Raw genomic sequence first — 20,858 nt, forward strand, 5'->3', positions numbered from 1 at the left:
CACAATCCAAAACTGGCATAAAAACCCGGCCACGCACACGGGGGTGCACGCAACCAGGCAATCAACACCATCAAAAAAATGGCATCAACGAACTTGGCACACTATTGAGTTCTCAAACAACAGGCCCCTCCGGTAAGCTCGGCGCCCTCTCGGCGTCCGCCCCGTCCCGAAGCAACTTCTCAAACCTACCCGCCGCACCATTCCAAGTCAAATCGACCGTTTCCGGTTGTTTTTACTCGAATCATCAGCGGGACTGTCGCGCCGTGTCGGAGTGTTTCCCCGTGCCCGGCGCGGGATAAAACTGTACCACCGTTGCGGCGCGGATGCCAACCCCGGCTCCCGGACGCCCGCGGGCCCCGGAACCATGTGGGTTCGGGGGCCCGCGGCACGGTTTTTCCCGGTCCAGTTCTCCCTGTCGGGATCGACCCGGCTCAGACCTCTGTCAGGCGTTCGGGGTGTCCCCCGAATCGGGAACGAGGTAGACCACTCCGAGCGGCGGGAGCGTGAGCACCGCCGTGGCGGCCTTGCCGTCCCACTCGCCTTCCTCTGCCATGACATAGCCGCTGTTCGTCACGCCGGAACCGCCGTACTCCTTGGCGTCGGTGTTCAGCAGTTCCCGCCAGCGGCCGGCGCGCGGCAGGCCCACGGTGTAGTCGATGTGCGGGTTGCCCGCGAAGTTCGCGATGCAGACGAGCGGCTCGCCGTCCGCGGACCAGCGGATGAACGAGATCGTGTTGTGGCTGTCGTCGTCGCCGCGGATCCACTCGTAGCCCGCCGGATCGAAGTCCTTCTCGTACAGCGCCGGCGTGGCGCGATAGACCGTGTTGAGCTCACGGATCAGGGACTGCAGGCCGCGGTGGGGCTCGAGGTCAGCGAGCCACCAGTCGAGGCCGTACTCCTGATTCCACTCGCTCTCCTGGCCGAACTCGCACCCCATGAAGATCAGCTGCTTGCCCGGGTGCGCCCACTGGAAGGCGTAGAACGCGCGGAGGTTCGCCAGCTGCTGCCACCGGTCCCCCGGCATCTTGCGCAGCATGGAGCCCTTGCCGTGCACAACCTCGTCGTGGCTGATCGGCAGGAGGAAGTTCTCACTGAACGCATACACGATCGAGAACGTCATCTTGTTGTGGTGCCAGCGGCGGTTGACCGGGTCTTCCTCCACGTACTGGAGGGAGTCGTGCATCCAGCCCATGTTCCACTTCAGCCCGAACCCGAGGCCGTTGACCGACGTCGGCTTGGTCACGCCCGGGAAGGCCGTCGACTCCTCGGCGATCATGGCGACCCCCGGGTTGCGCTTGTACGCAGTGGCGTTGGCCTCCTGGAGGAACGAGATCGCCTCGAGGTTCTCGCGCCCGCCGAACTGGTTGGGCCGCCACTGTCCCTCGGCCCGGGAGTAGTCCAGGTACAGCATCGACGCGACCGCGTCGACGCGCAGCGCATCGACGTGGAACTCCTCGAGCCAGTACAGGGCATTCGCCACGAGGAAGTTGCGCACCTCTGTGCGGCCGAAGTTGAAGATGAGCGTGCCCCAGTCCGGGTGCTCGCCCTGCATGGGGTCAGCGTGCTCGTACAGCGCCTCGCCGTCGAACTTCGCGAGCGCCCACTCGTCCTTCGGGAAGTGCGCGGGCACCCAGTCCACGATCACGCCGATGCCCGCCTGATGGAGCTGGTCGACGAGGTACCGGAAGTCGTCCGGGTGGCCGAACCGGGAGCTGGGCGCGTAGTAGGACGTGACCTGGTAGCCCCACGAGCCTCCGAACGGGTGCTCCGCCACCGGCATGAACTCGACGTGGGTGAAGCCCATCCAGGTGACGTACTCGACCAGCTGCTCTGCCAGCTCGCGGTATCCGAGCCCCGGGCGCCAGGACCCGAGGTGGACCTCGTACACGCTCATCGGGGCGTCGAGGGGATCGGTGGATGCGCGCTCGGCCATCCAGGCGTCGTCCTTGAAGGCGTACCGGGACTCGACGACACGCGACGCCGTCTGCGGCGGCACCTCGGTGCCGAACGCCATGGGGTCCGCTCGCTCGACCCAGTGTCCGTGCTTGGTGAGGATCCCGAACTTGTAGCACATGCCTGCTACTACGCCCGGGATGAAGATCTCCCAGATGCCGGAGGATCCCAGGCTGCGCATGCTGTGCTCGCGGCCGTCCCACCCGTTGAAGTCACCCTTCACCTGCACAGCCTGGGCGTTCGGCGCCCAGACGGTGAACGCCGTGCCCTCGACGTTGCCGAGCACAGAGTGATGCCGCTCGACCCGCGCACCGAGGGCCTTCCACAGCTCCTCGTGGCGGCCTTCGCCGATGAGGTGGAGGTCCAGCTCGCCGATGCTCGGCATGTAGCGGTAGGGGTCATCGAGGGTCACGAAGTGGCCCTCGCCGTACTCGACCTCGAGTCGGTAGTCGGGCACATGCCCGGGGTCCGGCTCAGGGACGGTGCCGACCCACACGCCGTGGGCCTCGTGGCGCAGCGGGACGTGGCCCGCAGGCGTGAGCGCCGTGACCCCCTGGGCGAGGTGCTTCACCGTCCGGAAGGTGACGGTTCCCTCGCCGTCGAGATGAGCGCCGAGCACGGCGTGCGGGGCGTGGTATGCCCCGGCGGCGAGCTTCGCGACCACGTCGCCGTCAACGGGTATCGGAGCCTTCTCGCCCGCCCCGGGCGCGACGTGCGACGGGAGGGAGGCCCCGCCGTCGGACACCGAGGCTGCGGCCAATGCCGCTCCGCGCACCGCACCGTCGTCCGCCGCGTCCCGCCGGCCGACCGCTTCCTGCTCCGCCGCGCCGGCGGCGTTCGTTCCGTGCTCCCCGTGTGGTGACACGTCCGTCTCCTCTCCAGGCAGCGAGACCGCCGCCCCATGTGCTGTCCCGGGGCCCGCGTGGGCGGCACCCCCAGCGATGCTCTCCCCCGCCGCGCCGGCCGCCGGTTCCGGCAGCCAGGCAGCGAGGGCAGACCGTGCCGCACGGATCGGAATCTCGGCCCACGCTGGCCGGTTCCGCTCCTCGTAGGCCACTTCATAGAGCGCCTTGTCCAGCCACAGCGCGGCGAAGAGCGGCGTCCCGAACGGATCCTCGCCCCCCGCGACGGAGGCGTAGCCCTCCCAGTAGGCGCGCCCGGCCTCGTCGGCCCAGCCCTCGGACACGCGGGCAGCGGGATCGGTGCGCGTGGCCGCTCCGGCGGCGTAGTCGAACGAGCGCAGCATGCCGACGACGTCGCGCAGCACGACATCCGGGTGGCTCCGCTCAGCGACGGGACGGAGCGGCTCCCCTTCGAAGTCGAGGATCGCGAACGGCCGCTCGCCCTCCGGGAACCGCAGCACCTGGCCGAGGTGCAGGTCCCCGTGGATCCTCTGGACGGGGAGACCGTCCACGGCGCCCCCGAGGGAGTCCAGCAGGTTCTCAAGCGCGGCGTCGTCGACCCCGACGCTGTCCCTGACCTCGTCCCAGGCCGAGCGGAGGCGGGACGCGAGCCTGTCGGCGAACGGCGGGCCGGTCTGATCGTCGAGCACGGCGATCCCGAGCGTGTCGGCGAGGGCCTCGTGGACACGGGCCGTGGCAGCGCCGAGCGCACGCGCGTCCTGCGCGATCGAACGCCCCTCGACCGCAGCCTCCAGGGCGAAGGACCATGCGTCCGTCCCGCCCTCAAGGAACTCATGCACGACGGCGAGCTGCCCGCTTGCGCGCTCGCCTCCCCTGAGGCTCCACTCGGCATCGATCCAGCCGAGCGCCGTCGCGACGTCGGTTGCGCCGGCCTTGGCGAGTGCCGCCCCGAGCTCAACCTCCGGGTTGAGGCCCTCGGCGAGCTGGCGGAAGACCTTGACCATCGCGTTGCCGGTCTCGGACCGGACGATGATCGACGTGTTCGACTGCTCGCCCCGCAGGACGGCAGCCTCGATGACGCCCGACGGAAGGTTCCCGGCGCCGCTGAGGTGCCCGGTCGCCGTCGTGCCCGGGCCCTCGATCTGGCTCCCGTGCTCCATGACATCGAGGAGCGCGGTGACGAAGGCAGGGTCGTGGACCGCGTCGTAGACCCAGACGAGGCCGAGGGAGGGATGGCGTGCCTGGCCGATGAGGGCATGCGTGCCGGAGGCCAGGGCCTGGGTCCGCAGGCTCACCGGGACGTTGAGGACGGTTTCCAGCCGCCCCGCCCGCACCCGGACGAAGTGGATCTCGAGGCCCACGCCGGCTGCGGCGTCGGCCAGGACGATGTCCCCGGCCGGAGCGGCCTCGACCGCGCCGCGTCCCTTCGCGGGGAACCAGCGCTGCGCGGGCAGCCATTCGGCCAGGAGTGCGTTCAGTGAGGGTGTCAGGGCGTGTGCGGTGGCCTGAGTCATTCGACAAGCTCCCCAGTGGTCGGCTCGGGGACAATGATGGGCAGAGCCGTGGTCTGCGGGCTCGAGGGGATCGACGCCGCGTTCCGGATCCTCAGCCAGAAGTAGCCGTGCGGAGCGAGCGTCACGTGGAAGCGCCCGTCCGGGCCGACCTCGGAGAACGGCTCGCCGCCGAAGACGTCCCGCAGACCGCGGCCCGCGAACTCCGGCAGGTCGACGGCCGCCGCGACCGGGTGCCCGGCGAGGTTGAACACGCACAGGATCGTCTCCGCGCGCTCCCCGTAGGCCTCTCCCTCCTTGAGCTCGCGGAGGTAGGCGAGCACGTGCTCGTTGTCCGCCGGCACGTTGCGGTATGCGCCCAGTCCGAAGACCGGGTGGGCGCGGCGCACGCCCAGGATGTTGCGCGTCCAGCGCAGGAGCGAGCCGGAGTGCGCCATCTCTGCTTCAACATTGGCCATGGAGTAGTTGTAGACAAGGGACTGGATGGTGGGCAGATACAGCTTTCCCGGATCCGCGACAGAGAAACCGGCGTTGCGGTCAGGGTTCCACTGCATGGGCGTGCGGACGGCGTCGCGGTCCTCGAGCCAGATGTTGTCGCCCATCCCGATCTCGTCCCCGTAGTACAGGAACGGGCTGCCCGGCAGGGACAGGAGGAGTGCGTTGATGAGCTCGATCTCGGCGCGCGAGTTGTCCAGCAGCGGCGCCAGCCTGCGCCGGATGCCGACGTTGGCCCGCATGCGCGGGTCAGAGGCGTACCAGCCGAGCATGGCCTCGCGCTCCTCGACGGTGACCATCTCGAGCGTCAGCTCGTCATGGTTCCGCAGGAACGTCCCCCACTGGGCCCCCGCCGGGATGGCCGGCGTGTCGACCATCGTGTCGATGATCGGCTGGGCCCGCTGATCGCGGAGCGCGTAGTACAGGCGCGGCATGATCGGGAAGTGGAAGGCCATGTGGCACTCCGGCGCCTCCTCGCTCCCGAAGTACTCGACGACCTCGTGCGGCGGCTGGTTGGCCTCCGCGATGATCACCCGGCCGGGGTACTTCTGGTCCATGAACTCGCGAAGCTTGCGGAGGAACTCGTGGGTCGCCGGGAGGTTCTCGCAGTTGGTGCCCTCCTCCTCGAAGAGGTACGGGATGGCGTCCGCCCGCAGCCCGTCGACGCCCTGGTCCAGCCAGAAGCGCACGACGTCGAAGACCGCCTCGACGACCTTGGGGTTCTCGAAGTTCAGGTCGGGCTGGTGGCTGAAGAAGCGGTGCCAGAAGAACTGGCGCCGGATCGGGTCGAAGGTCCAGTTGGACTCCTCGGTGTCGATGAAGATGATGCGGGCGTCCTGGTACTTCTCGTCCGTGTCGCTCCACACGTAGAAGTCGCCGTAGGGGCCGTCCGGGTTGCGCCGCGACTCCTGGAACCAGCGGTGCTGGTCCGACGTGTGGTTCAGCGGCAGGTCGATGATGATCCGCACACCGCGCGCGTGCGCCTCCGCCACGAGCCGCTGGAAGTCGTTGATCGACCCGAACTCCGGCAGGACCGACTCGTAGTCCGCGACGTCGTAGCCGCCGTCGCGCAGCGGCGACTCGAAGAAGGGCGGGAGCCAGAGGCAGTCGATGCCGAGCCACTGGAGGTAGTCCAGCTTGTCGATGAGCCCCTGGATGTCTCCGGACCCGTCCCCGTTGGCGTCGGCGAAGGCCCTCACGAGGACCTCGTAGAACACTGCCTTGCGGTACCAGTGCGGATCATGCTGAAGACCGGGGGCATTGACGTTGAAGTTCGGCTTTGCCTGCTGGCCGATGTTCATGGTCTGGTGGTACTCCTTCGCGGCGAGGTGGCGCGGAATCAGGTCTGTGCAACGTTAGCGCTGCACGTCTGAAGGGTGCTAGCGCCGCACGTGGAGAACGTGCGCAGGCTCCGCGTGGGCGTCGAGGCGCACGTAGTTGTGCTCTCCCCACTGCCACGACTGCCCAGAGAGGAGGTCGTCTACACGGAATCGCCCCTCGTGGTCGAAAAGGCCGGGGTCGAGGCTCAGCGACTCGAGGTCGAGCGTGACGGTCGACTCGCGGGTCGAGTGCGGGTCCACGTTCACGACGACGATGATGGTGTCCTTGCCGCCGTCGGGCAGTTCCTTGTGCTTCGAGAACACGACGGTGGCATCGTCGGTGCTCGTGTGCAGCGTCAGGTTCTGCAGGTCCATGAGGGCCGGGTGGGCACGGCGGATCTCGTTCAGACGCGCGAGGTACGGCGCGAGCGAGCGGCCGGCAGCCTCCTCCCCCGCCCAGTCGCGCTGCTTGTACTCGTACTTCTCGTTGTCGATGTACTCCTCGGCGCCCGGGCGGGCCACGTGCTCGTACAGCTCGTAGCCGGCGTAGACGCCCCAGGTCGGGCTGGCCATGGAGGCCAGGACGGCGCGGATCTTGAAGGCGGGCCGCCCGCCGAACTGAAGGTACTCCGTGAGGATGTCCGGCGTGTTCACGAACAGGTTGGGGCGGTAGAACGCGGCCCAGTCCTTGGAGATCATCGTGAAGAACTCCTCGAGCTCCTCACGCGTGTTCCGCCAGGTGAAGTAGGTGTAGGACTGCTGGAACCCAGCACGGCCCAGCGCCTTCATCATGGCCGGGCGCGTGAACGCCTCGGCGAGGAAGACCACCTCGGGGTTCTTCTTGTTGACCTTGCCGATGAGCCACTCCCAGAACCACACGGGCTTGGTGTGCGGGTTGTCCACGCGGAAGATCTTCACCCCGTGGTCGATCCACAGGTTCACGATCCGCAGGATCTCCTTCGACAGGCCCTCCGGGTCATTGTCGAAGTTGAGCGGGTAGATGTCCTGGTACTTCTTCGGCGGGTTCTCGGCGTAGGCGATGGACCCGTCCACCCGGGTGGTGAACCACTCGGGGTGCTCGGTGACCCACGGGTGGTCCGGCGAGGCCTGGAGGGCCAGGTCGATGGCCACCTCGAGGCCGAGCTCGGTGGCGCGGGCAACAAAGGCGTCGAAGTCCTCGAAGGTGCCGAGGTCGGGGTGGATTGCGTCGTGCCCGCCTTCCGGGCCGCCGATCGCCCACGGCGAGCCGGGGTCATTCGGGCCGGCCGTGAGGGTGTTGTTGGGGCCCTTGCGGAACGCCCGGCCGATCGGATGGATCGGCGGGAGGTAGACGACATCGAATCCCATCGCGGTGACTCCGGGAAGGCGCTCGGCGGCCGTGCGGAAGGTGCCGGACCTCCACTCGCCCGTCTGAAGGTCCCGTTCGGCGCCCTCGGAGCGGGGGAAGAACTCGTACCACGCGCCGCGGCCGGCGCGCTCGCGCTCCACCAGGAGCGGGAAGTGCTCGGTCTCGGTGACGAGCTCGGCAATCGGGAGACGCTCGACGGCGGCGAGCACCTCTGGGCTCTCTCCGGCCGCGAGGCGCTCCTCCACCGAGCGGGACGCGTCCGACAGCACGCTGGCAGCCCGACGGAAGGCGAGGCGCCCCTCCTCGTCGCGCGCGTCGTCGTCGGCCGCTTCGCCCAGCAGCGCGGCGCCCTCGGCGAGCATGAGCTCGACATCCACGCCTGCCCGGATCTTCACGTCCGCGTTGTGGTGCCACGTGCCGTAGCGGTCGTGCCACGCCTCGATGGTGAAGGTCCACTCGCCGGTCTTGGGCGGAGTCAGGACCCCGTGCCAGCGGTCCAGGCCCTTGCCCAGCTCCTCCAGCCGGACGCGCTGCTTCTCCTTGCCGCGCGGCGAGTACAGGACGGCGCTCACGCCGAGCGCGTCATGGCCCTCGCGGAAGGCGGTCGCGCTCACCGCGATGCCCTCCCCTGCCACCGCCTTCGCCGGGAAGGCCCCTCCCTCGACCACAGGAAGCACATCCGTGATGGGGAAGCGACCGAATCGAAGCTTGCTCGGCAGGGTGGGCTCGAGTGAAGGCACGAGGCGTCCTTTCGCGTGGGGGTAGCCCGGCAGGGCCCGTCCAACCGCCACGATAGTCGCGCGCGGAGACGAAAGCGAAGGACGTGACACGGCCCGGCGGGGCTGCCGCCGGTGTGTTGCACGTCATTCACCGTCCCGTAACGCGGCGCTCTTCATCCGCGCACACGGCTGGACTAGGGTGGCGCTCGTGAAGGCCATCCGTAGATTCACCGTCCGCACTGTGCTTCCTGAGCCGATCGCGGCTCTCGACACTCTCGCCACGAACCTGCGCTGGTCCTGGCACCAGCCCACGAGGGACCTCTTCGCGAGCCTCGATCCCGTGCTGTGGGAGGAGAGCCGCCACGATCCGGCCGGCTTCCTGGGCCTCATCACGCGCGAGAAGATGCAGGAGCTCGCGCTGGACACCGCCGTGGTCGCCCGCGTCCGCGCCGCGGAGGAGGACCTGCGCCGCTACCTCGAGGAGCCGCGCTGGTACCAGGGCCTCGGCGAGGACGCGCCGCAGTGCATCGCCTACTTCTCCCCCGAGTTCGGCATCACCGAGGTCCTGCCCCAGTACTCGGGCGGACTCGGCATCCTCGCCGGGGACCATCTCAAGAGCGCCTCCGACCTCGGGGTGCCGCTCATCGGCGTCGGCCTCCTCTACCAGGCCGGCTACTTCAAGCAGTCGCTGTCCCGCGACGCCTGGCAGCAGGAGACCTACCCGGTCATCGACCCGGATGCCCTCCCGCTGACCCTCCTGAAGGAGAACGACGGCACTCCGTGCGTCGTCACGCTTCCCCTGCCCAACGGACGCAAGCTGCACGCCTACATCTGGCGCGCCGACGTGGGCCGGGTGCCGCTGCTGCTCCTCGACTCCAACGTCCCCGCGAACGACGACGGCGCCCGGTCGATCACCGACCGCCTCTACGGCGGCGGCGGCGACCACCGCCTCCAGCAGGAGCTCCTCCTCGGCATGGGAGGCGTCAAGGCACTGCGCATCTACCAGCGCCTCACCGACGGACTCGCGCCCGAGGTCTTCCACACCAACGAGGGGCACGCGGGATTCCTCGGGATCGAGCGCATCCAGGAGCTCATGTCCGCCTCCGAGGCCCTCACGTGGGATGAGGCCCTCGTCGCGGGCCGGGCCTCGACCGTGTTCACGACGCACACCCCCGTGGCCGCCGGAATCGACCGCTTCGACGCAGCGCAGATCAAGTACTTCTTCGACGCCGGCCTCGCCCCGGACGTCCCGACCACGCGCATCCTCGAGCTGGGCCGGGAGAGCTACGACGGTGGCGACCCTGCAGTGTTCAACATGGCCGTCATGGGCCTGCGGCTCGCCCAGCGGGCGAACGGCGTCGCGAAGCTGCACGGCACCGTCTCCCGCGCCATGTTCTCCGGCCTGTGGCCGGGGTTCGACCACTCCGAGGTGCCCATCACCTCGGTGACGAACGGCGTCCACGTCCCCACGTGGGTGGATCCGAAGATCAGCTCCGTGGCGGAGACCTTCGAACCCGGCTCCGCTGTGGGAGGCCGCTGGGACCTCGTCTTCAACGTCACCGACGAGCAGCTCTGGGAGACGCGCCGTGATCTCCGTGCCCGCCTGATCGACGACGTCCGGCGCCGGCTGCGCGCCGCGTGGACCAAGCGCGGCGCGGGTGCCGCGGAGCTGACGTGGATCGATTCCGTCCTCGACCACGATGTGCTCACGATCGGCTTCGCGCGACGCGTCCCGACGTACAAGCGGCTCACCCTCATGCTCCGCGACCCGGCGAGGCTCAAGCGGCTCCTGCTCCACCCGGAGCACCCGATCCAGATCGTCATCGCAGGCAAGTCCCATCCCGCGGACGACGCCGGGAAGAAGATGATCCAGGACCTCGTCCGCTTCACCGACGACCCCGAGGTGCGCCACCGCATCGCGTTCCTGCCCAACTACGACATCGCCATGGCCCGCACGCTCTTCCCGGGCTGCGACGTCTGGCTCAACAACCCGCTCCGCCCGCTCGAGGCGTGCGGCACGTCCGGCATGAAGGCCGCGCTCAACGGTTCCCTCAACCTCTCCGTCCTCGACGGGTGGTGGGACGAGATGTACGACGGCTCGAACGGCTGGGCGATCCCGACCGCGAGCGGCAAGGCGAGCCCCCAGGAGCGAGACGACATCGAGGCTGCGGCGCTGTACGAGCTGCTCGAGACCCAGGTGGCCCCGCGCTTCTACGGAGCCTCCGGCTCGGGCGCCGGGGCCGAGTCCGCAGGTGCAGCCGGGCCCTCCACCGAGCCGCCGTCCCGGGTGCCGACCCACTGGATCTCGATGATCAAGCACACCCTGTCGCACCTCGGCCCGCAGGTCTCCGCGGACCGGATGCTCGGCGACTACGTGTCCGAGCTCTACACGCCGGCTGCCGTCGCGGGCCGGCGGGCTGTCGCCGAGGACTTCCGGCACGCCCGCGAGCTCGCGGCCTGGACGAAGCACGTGCGCAGCAACTGGTCGCAGGTCCATGTCGAGCACATCGACTCCGGCGGCCTCTCGGAGGTCCCCCAGATCGGCGACAAGCTGCACGTGAGCGCGTACCTCAACCTCGGGGTGCTCAACCCGGCGGACGTCCTCGTGGAGCTCGCCTACGGGCGCGTCGACGAGTCCGACCAGCTCACCGACGTGAGCCTGGCCGAGCTCGAGCCGAACGAGAACCTCGGCAACGGCCGGTACCTCTTCAACGGCGCCGTCATGATCGAGCACTCGGGCGCGTTCGGCTACACGGTCCGGGTGATCCCCCGGCACGAGGGACTCGCGTCGAAGGCCGAGCTCGGGCTCATCGTCAACGCCTGAGCCGTCCGGCGTCTGGGGGTCACCTCCTGAGAGTCACGTGAGGTGACCCCCAGGAGGTGACCCCCAGGAGGCGACCTTCAGAGTGAGGGTGCCGCAGCTGGCCTCGACCGCGTCGGCGAGGATCTCGCGCATGGCCACGAACGCGGGGAGCTCCCGGAACGCGGGGTGCACGTGCCACTCGAGCGCGACCGGCTGGCCCTCGTCGTTGGCCAGCTCGGATGCCAGGTCCTGGAGGCAGTCGTTGAAGGCGTCGAGGTTGGGCCGGTAGTACGCCGGGAAGCCCAGCGCCTCGCCGAACGCGACGAGCACGTCCCGCTTCGACGCCGCGGCGGGCACGACCACAGTCCGGCGCGCGGTCACCGGTCCTCCAGGATGAACCGGAACGACTCATAGTGGTCGTCGGTGTAGTACGTGTCGCCGCCGTCCCCGGCCACGATGCGCCGGGCCCCGCGGTCCGCCTCCCCCGGTGTCGGGACGGTGTACTCGTGGTAGTAGCCTCGCTGGCGGGAAGGCAGGATGCCCTCGAAGTTGCCGAACACCACTCCGTCGCGCTGATACGGATACGGGCCGCCCTTGGCGATGAGGGCGAGGGTGTCGCGCGCCTCGCGCGGCAGCTGGGACGCACGGACCTCGGCCAGCCCGCTCGGGTTGGCGACGGCCGAGCGCGCGGCGGCGGGCGGCGTCGTGCGCTGCGGCGCCGGGGAGGAGGGGCGCACCGCGGGGCTCGCGCTCCCGGAGGGTGAGGCGACGGACGACGGCGCGCCTCCGGCCCCGGCCGTCGTGTCACCGGCGGCGCGGAGCAGGAACGAGGCGGCGACCGCGACCGCGAGGACCGCGGCCGCCACGAGGAGCCGACGGAGGGCAGGGCTCACGACGCCTCGCGGGCCCGGTAGATCGTGACGGAGTAGGGCTCGGAGATGTCGTCCTGGCCGCTCGCGAAGACCGTGCCGATCCGCTGCTCCATGAGGTGGGCTGTCGAGTAGCGCAGCTCGTACGCCATCTCGCGGACGACGGCCCCGTCACGGTACAGGGAGGGGAACTGGACGTCGACCTTGCTGGGGCCTCCGTTGACCACCACGAGCCCGTCCAGGTACCCGTCCTTCGAGCCGAGGAGGAACTGCAGGAGGCGTTCCCGGGGGTCCTGCCAGCGGGCAGGGTCCATCGGGAGCCCGTTCGCTCCGAACCAATGGAAGTAGTTGCTCTCCTCGCGGGTCGGGTAGCTTGCGGGCTGGCGGTGCAGGAAGTCCCGGCGGATGCGGATGAGCCACTTCGTGTGGTCGAGCATCTCGCGGCCCGCGGTGTCGAGGTTCCAGTTGAGCCACGTGAGCTCGTTGTCCTGGCAGTAGGCGTTGTTGTTGCCCTGCTGCGTGCGGCCGAACTCGTCGCCGGCCGTGATCATCGGGATGCCGAGGGACACCATGAGCGTGGCCATGAGGTTCTTCGCGGTCTGCGTCCGCGCAGCGATGATCGACTCGACCTCCGTGGGCCCCTCGAAGCCGTGGTTGTACGAGCGGTTGTGGCTGTGCCCGTCCCGGTTCTGCTCGCCGTTGGCCTCATTGTGCTTGCGGTGGTAGGCCGTGAGGTCGGCGAGGGTGAAGCCGTCATGGGCGGCCACGAAGTTGACCGATGCGAGGGCCGTCCTGCCGGAGGCCGCGAACAGGCCGTGCGAGCCGGAGACGGCATCCGCGAGGCGCGCCATCGGCCCGCCCAGCCCGCCGGCGTCGATCGTGCCGCGGTCCGCGAGCCAGAAGTCCCGGACGGTGTCCCGGTAGTGGTCGTTCCAGTCCGACCACCCCTGCGGGAACGCGCCGGTCTGCCAGCCCCCGAACCCGACGTCCCAGGGCTCGGCGATGAGCTTGGTGCGGGACACGACAGGGTCCGCGGCCGCCGCGACGAGGAACGGGTGCGCGGGCGTGAACTCGTGCTGCCCGTCCCGGCACAGCGAGACCGCCAGGTCGAACCGGAAGCCGTCCACCTGGTACTCCTCCGCCCACATCCGGAGGGAGTCGAGCGCGAGCTGCACCACGCGCGGATTGGAGAAGTCGACCGTGTTCCCGCACCCCGTGGTGTCGATGTACCGGCCCTCGGCGTCGGTGCGGTAGTACTGCCGGTCCCCCAAGCCGCGGAAGGAGATGACCGGACCGTCGGGGCCCTCCTCGGCCGTGTGGTTGTAGACGACGTCGAGGATCACCTCGATCCCCGCGACGTGGAGCAGCTTGACCATGCCCTTGAACTCGTCCTGCACGGCCTGCGGGCCGGCCTTGCGGGCGGCAGCGCTCGCGTAGGCGGGATGGGGGGCGAAGAACGCCGCTGTGTTGTACCCCCAGTAGTTGGTCAGCCCGAGGTCCTGCAGGTGCATCTCGTCCAGGTGGAAGTGCACCGGGAGGAGCTCGATGCTCGTGACGCCCAAGCGCTGGAAGTGCTCGATCATCACGGGGTGCGCGAGGCCGGCGTAGGTGCCGCGGAGCTCCACCGGGATGTCCGGGTGGAGCATGGTCTGGCCCTTCACGTGGGCCTCGTAGATGATCGTGTCCCGCAGCGGGACGGCCGGCTTGGCGACATCGCCCCAGTCGAAATGCTGGTGGACGTGGACGTTCAGCCACTGGCCCTCAAGCCGCTCCACCGCGCGCCCGTAGGGGTCGAGCAGGAAGGCGGCCCCGCCCGGCTCGGGTGCGTCACCGGCGTCGTCCGTCCTCGAGGCGAACGCGTACCTGGTCCCCTCCGGGATCCCCGCGACCAGCCCATGGTGCACGCCGTCCGTGAACTCCGGGAGCGGCTCCTTGTGCCACTCGCCCGCGGCGTCGATGAAGTGGACGTCCACGGCTGCGACGCCCGGGGCGTAGACCGCCAGGTTGACGGTGTGGCTCGCCATCTGCTCGGCGGCGCGCGCGGGCGTGAGCCCGAGCGGAAACGGCTGCGACGGCGTCACCACGAACGCCAGCGGCATCGTCATGTTGCTCATGCTCATTGCACCCTCGTCCCCTGCGCGCAGGCTGTCGGGCCCTGCTCATCCAGCCGGGTCGTGAAGCGGTTGCCCGCGGCACGCCCATCCTAGTATCGGGCACGCGCTCGATTCGACCCGCGACAAGTCGTCCGGTTCGGCCCATGACGGAGTGTTGCGGGCCATACTGGTGCCATGCGGATCGCCCTCGCCCAGCTGACCACGTCCCGCTCCATCGACGACAACCTCTCCCTCGTGCGCTCCACGCTCGCGGACGCCAAGCGCCGGCACGCCGACCTCGTCGTGTTCCCCGAGGCGACGATGCGCGCGTTCGGGAACTCGCTCGTGGATGTCGCCGAGCCTCTCGACGGACCCTTCGCCCACGCCGTCCGCGCCGCCGCGGACGAGGCGGGCGTCGCCGTCGTGCTCGGCATGTTCACTCCAGGCGAGGACGGCAAGGTGCGCAACACGCTGCTCGTCCACGGGCGCGGGGTGGACACCCACTACGACAAGATCCACCTCTACGACGCGTTCGGCTTCGCGGAGTCGGACACCGTCACCGCGGGCAAGGAGCCCGTCACGTTCACGCTCGACGGCGTCACGTTCGGCCTCGCCACCTGCTATGACGTGCGCTTCCCCGACCTCTTCACCGCGAACGCGGACGACGGCGCGCAGATCCAGATCGTGTGCGCCTCCTGGGGTGCGGGGCCGGGCAAGGCAGAGCAGTGGGACCTGCTCGTGCGCGCCCGCGCCGTGGACTCTACGAGCTTCGTCGTCGCCGTCGGGCAGTCCGACCCCTCGGCGGCTGGCGTCGAGGCCCGCTACGGAGCGCCGACCGGGATCGGCCGCTCCGCAGTCGTGAGCCCGTACGGCCACCTCATCGAGCGCGCCGGCTCCGGGCCCGAGACCCTGTACGTGGACCTCGACGTGGCAGAGGTGGCCAAGGCGCGCGAGGCGCTGCCCGTCCTGGCGAACCGCGTGCGCCTCTAGCCCTCGGCAGCGGCGCGCCGCGTCGAGACCTCGTAGAGGGAGATCGCCACGGCCATGCCCGCGTTGAGGGACTCCATGTCGGAGTCGATCGGGATCGAGACGATCTGGTCGCACAGCTCGCGGGTCAGACGGGACAGGCCCTTGCCCTCCGAACCGACCACGAGGCACACCGGCTCCGTGGCCAGCGCGAGCCCGGGGAGCGCGACGTCGCCGCCGCCGTCCAGCCCGAGGACGAAGATCCCCATCTCCTTCATCTGGCGCAGCACGGTGTTGAGGTTGGGAGCCTTGGCCACGGGCACGCGCACCGCGGCACCCGCGGACGTCTTCCAAGCGGCCGCCGTGACCCCCACGGAGCGGCGCTCCGGCACGATCACGCCGTGGCCGGAGAATGCCGAGACCGAGCGGATGATCGCGCCGAGGTTGCGCGGGTCGGTGATGCCGTCGAGCGCGACGAACAGTGGCGCGTTCGCGACGTGGCCGCGGCGCCACTTCTCGTAGGTCTCCTCGGCGAGCTCGAACGCGTCCGGGTACTCGTACGGCGGCACCTGCAGGACGAGGCCCTGGTGGATCGCGTCGTCCGTCATGCGGTCGAGCTCCGGCTTCTGGGACTCCATGAGCGGGATCCCCGCCTCGGCCGCGAGCTTCATGGCCTCCCGCACGCGATCGTCCATCTCGATCCGGACCGCGACGTAGAGCGCCTTGGCGGGCACCCCGGCGCGGAGCGCCTCGACGACCGAGTTGCGGCCCGTGACCATCTCCTCGGCGTGCTTCGAGCGGCCCGTCGCACCGCGGCCGGCAGCGAGGCGCCCGGGCTGGCCCGAACGCTTCGCGGCCGAGCGCTCCGCGAGCTGCTTCGCGCGGTACGCCTTGTGGTACACGCGTTCCTCGGCCTTGGGTGTGGGTCCCTTGCCCTCGAGCGCCTTGCGGCCGTGGCCGCCGGTGCCGACGGAGGGCCCCTTCTTGTTCTTAGCGGCTCCCGGGCGTCCCTTGGCGGCCATCTATGCTCCCGTTCGGTTGGTCTGCGCGCTCTCAACGCGTGATTCAGTCGGTGCGGCGAGGCTCCACATGGCGCCGTCTGCTGCGTCCTCGACGGCGATGCCCGCCGCCGAGAGGGTGTCCCGGATCGCGTCCGCCGTGGCCCAGTCCTTGGCGGCGCGAGCCTGCGCGCGGGCTGCGAGCTGGGCGTCCACGAGAACGGACAGGGCACGGTGCGCTGCGTCCTCCTCGGACGACGGCGCGTTGGCGCCGGCGGCGTCGAGCCCGAGGACGGCGGTCATCGCCAGCACCTCGGACAGCGCCACCGCCACCGCGCGGGCGTCGCCTGCTCCCCCGCCTGCGGCCAGCGCCGAGTTGCCGCGGCGCACGGTGTCGTGCAGGGCGGCGAGGGCCTGGGGGATGTTGAGGTCGTCGTCCATCGCCACGGCGAACGCCTCGGGGACGGCCCCCGCGGACGGCGAGGCCGCGCCGTCGTGCGCGGACTTCTCGGTGAGGGCGCGCGCCTTGGCGATGAACCCGTCGATCCGCTCGACCGCGGCCGCGGCCTCCTGCAGCGAGGTGGGCCGGTAGTCCAGGACCGAGCGGTAGTGCGCTTGGCCGAGGTAGTAGCGGACCACGCGGGGAGGAGCGAGCTCCAGCATCTCCGCGGGCGAGATGACGTTGCCGATCGACTTCGACATCTTCTCGCCCTCGTACGTGACCATGCCGTTGTGCATCCAGAAGGTCGCGAACCCGTCCCCGGCCGCGGCGGACTGGGCGAGCTCGTTCTCGTGGTGCGGGAAGCGCAGGTCGAGGCCGCCTCCATGGATGTCGAAGCGCGGGCCGAGGTACTTCGTGGCCATCGCCGAGCACTCGAGGTGCCACCCGGGGCGGCCGCGGCCCCACGGCGACGGCCACGACGCCGTCTCCGGCTCGCCGTCCTTGTGGCCCTTCCAGAGGGCGAAGTCGCGCGGGTCCCGCTTGCCCCGGGGATCAGCGTCCGTCGCCGCCTGCATGTCGTCGATGCTCTGGTGCGTCAGCGAGCCGTATCCGGGCCAGGAGCGGACATCGAAGTAGACGTCCCCCGAACCGTCCTCGGCGGGGTACGCGTGGCCGCGGTCGATGAGGCGGGCGATCAGCTCGTGCATCTCGGTGATGTGGCCGGTGGCGCGGGGCTCGTAGGTGGGGCGCTGGACGCCCAGGACCTCGTACGCGGTCTCGAACTCCTGCTCGAACCGGTACGCGAGCGCGAACCACTGCTCGTGCGGGATGTAGGTCCCGTCGGCCACGAAGCCCTCCTCGAAGGAGGCCGCAGACTTGGCGAGGATCTTGTCGTCGATGTCCGTGACGTTGCGCACCACGGTCGTGGCGAAGCCGCGGTAGGCCAGCCAGCGGGTGAGCTGGTCGAACACGATCGCCGAGCGCACGTGCCCCACGTGCGGCGAGCCCTGCACCGTGGCGCCGCAGTAGTACACCGAGGCCTTGCCGGGCTCGAGTGGGACGAAGTCACGGACTTCGGCGGTGGCGGAGTCGTAGAAGCGCAGGGTCACTGGATAAGGGTATCTGTCGGGCCGGGCGGCACGGTCAGCGGCCGCCCACGACGGCGCGCGGCCGGCTAGCTGCCGCAGACCTTGCCGATGCTGTTGAGGGCGTCGCTGAACTGCTTCTGCTGGTCCGGGGTCGCGACTCCGGTGCTCGAGCCGGCGACCTTCTTCTGCAGGTCCGCCATGCCCCGGATGAGCGTCCCGATCGAGGGGTCCACCTTCTTGGCCATGTCGGCGTAGTGGTCCGCAACCTGCTTGGCCTGCTGGATCTGGTTGCCCGTCGGCTTGAACTGGTCGTCGTTCAGGAGCTTGCAGCTGTCCTGGACGCTGAGACGGCTGTCGCCGCCGCATGCCGTGAGCAGCATCGTGGCCGCGAGCGCGGTGGCGGTCAGGCCTCTCTTCATGCGGGGTCTCCTGGAGCTGGGGGGCAGAACGGCTGGCCCCGCGTCGGGACCAGCCATCCATTCTAGACGACGGGGCGCCTCACCCCGTCGCCGAATACACGAGCGCGGTGGCGATGGCCGCGGCTCCTTCGCGGCGCCCCGTGAAGCCGAGGTGGTCGGTGGTCGCGGCGGAGACCGAGACGGGGGCGCCGGCGGCCTCCGAGAGCACGGACTCCGACTCCGCCCTGCGCGGGCCGAACTTGGGGCGCTGGGCGACGAGCTGCACGGCCACGTTGCCGATCTCGAACCCCGCCTGACGGACGATGCGCGCGGCCTCGGCCAGGAGTGTGGTCCCCGAGGCCCCGTCGTACTCGGGCCGGTCCGTCCCGAAATGGGTGCCCAGGTCCCCAAGCCCGGCGGCGGAGAAGAGGGCGTTCGCGGCCGCGTGGGCCACGGCGTCGGCGTCGGAATGGCCGGCGAGGCCACGCTCGCCCTCCCAGAGCAGGCCGCCCAGCCAGAGCGGGCGGGGGGCGTCGTCGGGCGCGAAGGCGTGGACGTCCACGCCGATCCCGGTGCGCGGGATGATCAAGGTCTCCTCCTGGTCGTCGCTGGGCCGTGCGGTGGCCCGGGAAGGGGGTCCCGCACGGTCACGCACCGGCGGTGGCCAGCAGCGTCTCGGCGAGGTGCAGGTCCATGGGCGTGGTGATCTTGAGCGAACGCAGGTCGCCCGGGACCACGTAGACGGGGGTTCCCAGGGACTCGACGAGCATCGCGTCGTCGGTGATTCCGGCCGCCTGCTCGGCGGGCCACTGCGCGGCCTGCTCGTGGGCGCCCAGGAGCGTCGCGGCGTCGAACCCCTGGGGCGTCTGGACGGCGCGCAGCTGCTCCCGGACCGCGGTGCCGGTGACGATCTCCCCGGCGATGGCCGAGGCTTCGCCCTCGGTCGGCGCGGTGGACTTGATCGTGTCCACGACGGGCACCGCGGGGATGACGGCGCGCGCCCCCCTATCGAGCGCCTCGGCGACGCGGGCGAATACGTCTGCAGGCGTGAGCGGCCGCGCGGCGTCGTGCACGAGCACGTGCCCTGTGCCGGGGGCGAGCGCCGCCAGTGCGGAGCGGACCGAGTCGGCGCGGGTCGCACCGCCCTCGACGACGGTGATGACCGGCGCGTCGACCCCGAACTCCTCGGCGAACGAGCGGCAGAGCCCGCCGAGCTCGCTGTCCCCGGGGGGCACCGCGACGCAGATCTGCCGGGCGACACCGGCCCCGACCACGCCGCGGAGCGCGTGCAGGAGGAGGGGCGCCCCGGCGAGGGGCACGAGGGCCTTCGGCATCCCATAGCCCAGCCTGGTCCCCGATCCCGCAGCGACGATGACGACGGCGGTGGGCGCGCCCGGGTGCGAGGGATCAGTCATGGGATCCAGCGTAGCCCGGACAGCACAGGGCCCCGGCAGCGGTGTGCTGCCGGGGCCCTGCTGGACGTTCTTGTCGCTCTAGGAAGCGAGCACCTCGTCGAGGACGCTCGCCGCCTTCTCCTCGTCCGTCTTCTCGGCCAGGGCAAGCTCCGAGATGAGGATCTGGCGCGCCTTCGCGAGCATGCGCTTCTCGCCCGCCGAGAGGCCGCGGTCCTGGTCGCGACGCCACAGGTCGCGGACGACCTCCGCGACCTTGATCACGTCGCCGGAGGCAAGCTTCTCGAGGTTCGCCTTGTAGCGGCGGGACCAGTTGGTCGGCTCCTCGGTGAACTCGGCGCGGAGGACGTCGAACACGTGCTCGAGGCCTTCCTTGCCCACGACATCGCGGACCCCGACAAGGTCCACATTCTCGGCCGGTACTTCAATCGTCAGGTCACCCTGAGCCACTTTGAGCTTGAGATACATCTTCTCTTCGCCCTTGATGGTGCGCATTTTGATCTCTTCAATCTTGGCTGCACCGTGGTGGGGGTAAACAACCGTCTCGCCAACCTCAAAAACCATGTGGACATTCCCCTTTCCCGCCAGCTAGTCTACCACGTCCGGCCCTCCCGGCTGGCGGTGCGACCCCGGATGAAGCCCGGAATCACGCGGAAGTGGGGCCACGTCGGGCGCCTGAAGGGGTTGACCCGGAGCGAAAAAGATGCTTCACGTCCGCCGCGGGGACGGGTTTGCGCGCGCCCTGTGTCGCGGGCGGGGTGCGCCGAATCTACACAACGTCGAAGTTGGCGATACGCTAGGGGCGACCAGACTTCCTTTCCTCATCAGGAGCCAGCTGTGCGTCTCACTGCATCGAAGCCGGCCAAGCGCGTCGCCCTTATCGCCGCGCTGGGCGCCGGTCTGCTGTCGGCCACGGGCTGCGGGTACATCAACGCCCAGCAGACCACCCACCAGTACTCCGCCTCGGACGGCGTACGCGAGGACGTCGGCCCGCTGCAGCTGCGCAACATGATCATCGTCTCCTCCGGAACCACGGGCTCCAGCAGCACGCTCAGCGCCGACGCGCCTGGCCGCCTCACCGGCACGATCTTCAACACCTCGGACAAGTCGGTCCCGCTCACGTTCCGCGATGCGTCCTCGACCGTCCGCCTCGACGTGCCTGCCAAGGGCGAGATCAACCTCGGGGACGAGGCCCACCAGGTCAACCTCGCCAAGACCGGCGCCGTCCCCGGAGCGCTCGCCAAGATCACGTTCTCCGCGGACAGCGCGAGCAAGGACGTGAGCGTTCCCGTCCTCGACGGCACCCTGCCGGAGTACCGCACGCTCATCCCGACCCCCTCGGGCTCGGCCTCCGCGTCGCCGTCCGGCTCGGCCTCGGGTTCCGCCTCGGCAAGCTCCTCCGGCTCGGCGACCCCGTCCGGCTCCGCAAGCGCGTCGGCCACGTCCTCGGCCACCGCGAGCCGCTAGCAGCCACCCACGCACGACGTCGGCCGCCCCCCCCCCCGGGGGGGGGGGGGGCGGCGGGGCGCGGGGGGGGGGGGGGGGGGGGGGGGGGGGGGGGGGGGGGGGGGGCGGGGGCCC

The 20,858-nt window shown here is 70.1% G+C and carries 15 protein-coding genes; 3 read left to right on the top strand and 12 right to left on the bottom strand.

The genetic code is table 11. The features are described from left to right. Nucleotides 1-442: 442 nt before the first annotated feature. The 3 genes from glgB to ACQ5BE_RS18565 form a co-directional block, all read right to left on the bottom strand. On the bottom strand, nucleotides 443-4,330 hold the full coding sequence (gene glgB / locus ACQ5BE_RS18555) for a 1,4-alpha-glucan branching protein GlgB (protein ID WP_430298433.1): 3,888 nt from the start codon (nucleotides 4,328-4,330) through the stop codon (nucleotides 443-445). Further along, entirely contained in the window at nucleotides 4,327-6,123 is a 1,797-nt protein-coding gene (treS, locus tag ACQ5BE_RS18560; protein ID WP_208711646.1) for a maltose alpha-D-glucosyltransferase, read from the bottom strand. Before treS ends, glgB begins: the two co-directional genes overlap by 4 nt. Before the next feature lie 78 nt (nucleotides 6,124-6,201). After that, a complete protein-coding gene (locus tag ACQ5BE_RS18565; RefSeq protein ID WP_430298434.1) occupies nucleotides 6,202-8,229 on the bottom strand; it encodes an alpha-1,4-glucan--maltose-1-phosphate maltosyltransferase in 2,028 nt (675 codons plus the stop codon). Nucleotides 8,230-8,416: 187 nt separating this feature from the next. Here ACQ5BE_RS18565 and glgP point away from each other — a divergent pair, with 187 nt between their 5' ends. Then, nucleotides 8,417-11,032, top strand: a complete 2,616-nt coding sequence (gene glgP, locus ACQ5BE_RS18570; protein ID WP_430298435.1) for an alpha-glucan family phosphorylase — start codon at nucleotides 8,417-8,419, stop codon at nucleotides 11,030-11,032. 33 nt (nucleotides 11,033-11,065) lie between these two features. Here glgP and ACQ5BE_RS18575 read toward each other — a convergent pair whose 3' ends face one another. The 3 genes from ACQ5BE_RS18575 to glgX are packed head-to-tail and all read right to left on the bottom strand — an operon-like array spanning nucleotide 11,066 to nucleotide 14,000. After that, nucleotides 11,066-11,392 carry a barstar family protein gene (locus ACQ5BE_RS18575; RefSeq protein WP_430298436.1) on the bottom strand — a complete coding sequence of 109 codons (327 nt, stop codon included), beginning with the start codon at nucleotides 11,390-11,392 and terminating at the stop codon, nucleotides 11,066-11,068. Next, nucleotides 11,389-11,904: a ribonuclease domain-containing protein gene (locus tag ACQ5BE_RS18580; RefSeq protein WP_430298437.1), complete on the bottom strand. Its 516-nt coding sequence runs from the start codon at nucleotides 11,902-11,904 to the stop codon at nucleotides 11,389-11,391. Before ACQ5BE_RS18580 ends, ACQ5BE_RS18575 begins: the two co-directional genes overlap by 4 nt. Continuing rightward, the gene (glgX, locus tag ACQ5BE_RS18585; RefSeq protein ID WP_430298438.1) at nucleotides 11,901-14,000 is read right to left on the bottom strand and encodes a glycogen debranching protein GlgX; all 2,100 of its coding nucleotides are present in this window, start codon (nucleotides 13,998-14,000) and stop codon (nucleotides 11,901-11,903) included. The genes ACQ5BE_RS18580 and glgX overlap by 4 nt, the downstream gene beginning before the upstream one ends. Nucleotides 14,001-14,168: 168 nt before the next feature. Between glgX and ACQ5BE_RS18590 the strand changes: the two genes are divergently transcribed. Further along, nucleotides 14,169-14,963, top strand: coding sequence for a carbon-nitrogen hydrolase family protein (locus tag ACQ5BE_RS18590; protein ID WP_344300868.1), 795 nt, complete (start codon nucleotides 14,169-14,171; stop codon nucleotides 14,961-14,963). On the opposite strand, the gene rlmB is transcribed toward ACQ5BE_RS18590, so the two are convergent. From rlmB to ACQ5BE_RS18620, 6 genes are all read right to left on the bottom strand, one after another. After that, on the bottom strand, nucleotides 14,960-15,961 hold the full coding sequence (rlmB, locus tag ACQ5BE_RS18595) for a 23S rRNA (guanosine(2251)-2'-O)-methyltransferase RlmB (RefSeq protein WP_430298439.1): 1,002 nt from the start codon (nucleotides 15,959-15,961) through the stop codon (nucleotides 14,960-14,962). The two genes, ACQ5BE_RS18590 and rlmB, sit on opposite strands and share 4 nt — an antisense overlap. Continuing rightward, complete coding sequence (gene cysS / locus ACQ5BE_RS18600) at nucleotides 15,962-17,488, bottom strand: cysteine--tRNA ligase (protein ID WP_430298440.1); 1,527 nt, start codon at nucleotides 17,486-17,488, stop codon at nucleotides 15,962-15,964. It abuts the gene before it with no gap. Between the two features lie 65 nt (nucleotides 17,489-17,553). Then, the gene (locus ACQ5BE_RS18605) at nucleotides 17,554-17,886 is read right to left on the bottom strand and encodes a hypothetical protein (protein WP_430298441.1); all 333 of its coding nucleotides are present in this window, start codon (nucleotides 17,884-17,886) and stop codon (nucleotides 17,554-17,556) included. Between the two features lie 79 nt (nucleotides 17,887-17,965). Beyond that, entirely contained in the window at nucleotides 17,966-18,454 is a 489-nt protein-coding gene (ispF, locus tag ACQ5BE_RS18610; protein ID WP_430298442.1) for a 2-C-methyl-D-erythritol 2,4-cyclodiphosphate synthase, read from the bottom strand. Between the two features lie 58 nt (nucleotides 18,455-18,512). Then, nucleotides 18,513-19,280, bottom strand: coding sequence for a 2-C-methyl-D-erythritol 4-phosphate cytidylyltransferase (ispD, locus tag ACQ5BE_RS18615; RefSeq protein ID WP_430298443.1), 768 nt, complete (start codon nucleotides 19,278-19,280; stop codon nucleotides 18,513-18,515). Between the two features lie 78 nt (nucleotides 19,281-19,358). Next, nucleotides 19,359-19,841 (bottom strand): CarD family transcriptional regulator, encoded by a 483-nt coding sequence (locus ACQ5BE_RS18620; RefSeq protein WP_208711635.1) that lies wholly within the window; start codon nucleotides 19,839-19,841, stop codon nucleotides 19,359-19,361. Between the two features lie 273 nt (nucleotides 19,842-20,114). Here ACQ5BE_RS18620 and ACQ5BE_RS18625 point away from each other — a divergent pair, with 273 nt between their 5' ends. Continuing rightward, nucleotides 20,115-20,744 carry a hypothetical protein gene (locus ACQ5BE_RS18625; protein WP_430298444.1) on the top strand — a complete coding sequence of 210 codons (630 nt, stop codon included), beginning with the start codon at nucleotides 20,115-20,117 and terminating at the stop codon, nucleotides 20,742-20,744. Nucleotides 20,745-20,858: the final 114 nt, after the last annotated feature.

The organism is Sinomonas sp. B1-1, from assembly GCF_050474465.1.
In the GTDB taxonomy this organism is placed as follows: Bacteria; Actinomycetota; Actinomycetes; order Actinomycetales; family Micrococcaceae; genus Sinomonas; species Sinomonas flava.

What these genes read in the sequence shown, in the direction of transcription:
- glgB (WP_430298433.1), bottom strand. Translation starts at nt 4,330, where the DNA reads ATGACTCAGGCCACCGCACACGCCCTGACACCCTCACTGAACGCACTC.
- treS (WP_208711646.1), bottom strand. Translation starts at nt 6,123, where the DNA reads ATGAACATCGGCCAGCAGGCAAAGCCGAACTTCAACGTCAATGCCCCC.
- glgX (WP_430298438.1), bottom strand. Translation starts at nt 14,000, where the DNA reads ATGAGCATGAGCAACATGACGATGCCGCTGGCGTTCGTGGTGACGCCG.
- ACQ5BE_RS18590 (WP_344300868.1), top strand. Translation starts at nt 14,169, where the DNA reads ATGCGGATCGCCCTCGCCCAGCTGACCACGTCCCGCTCCATCGACGAC.
- rlmB (WP_430298439.1), bottom strand. Translation starts at nt 15,961, where the DNA reads ATGGCCGCCAAGGGACGCCCGGGAGCCGCTAAGAACAAGAAGGGGCCC.
- ACQ5BE_RS18605 (WP_430298441.1), bottom strand. Translation starts at nt 17,886, where the DNA reads ATGAAGAGAGGCCTGACCGCCACCGCGCTCGCGGCCACGATGCTGCTC.
- ispD (WP_430298443.1), bottom strand. Translation starts at nt 19,280, where the DNA reads ATGACTGATCCCTCGCACCCGGGCGCGCCCACCGCCGTCGTCATCGTC.
- ACQ5BE_RS18620 (WP_208711635.1), bottom strand. Translation starts at nt 19,841, where the DNA reads ATGGTTTTTGAGGTTGGCGAGACGGTTGTTTACCCCCACCACGGTGCA.